Annotated in this window: 1 pseudogene; it reads left to right on the top strand. The window is 36.8% G+C overall.

The features are described 5' to 3' along the window. Nucleotides 1–19 precede the first annotated feature (19 nt). Nucleotides 20–258: pseudogene (locus AAEZ18_RS19155) on the top strand (glycosyltransferase family 2 protein); the annotation flags it as partial.

Here is a 258-nt window from a genome sequence, read left to right as displayed (position 1 = left end):
GCTTAAAGGCACAAAGTAGTTGAAAATTTTTAGAAAAACATCAGTAAAAATACTCAAAGGTCTTTTAAGTATTTTGCCTCAGAGCTTTGTTGATAAAGTAAAGCAGAATCCCAAGCTGGTGGCTGCGTATAGTCGTAACTTGCATAAAAGTGGTTTGTTATATCAGCTACAAACACTTGATGAGCTTAAGCGCTCTTACGATGACTATATTAACGAGCACAATTGCTACCTTGCTAGGCAAGTTAAGCACTTTGCAGA

The organism is Pseudoalteromonas sp. 19-MNA-CIBAN-0066 (assembly GCF_040308705.1).
Taxonomy (GTDB): Bacteria; Pseudomonadota; Gammaproteobacteria; order Enterobacterales; family Alteromonadaceae; genus Pseudoalteromonas; species Pseudoalteromonas nigrifaciens.
Note: the sequence above shows the minus strand (reverse complement) of the source record. Positions and strands in the feature narration are given on the sequence as shown.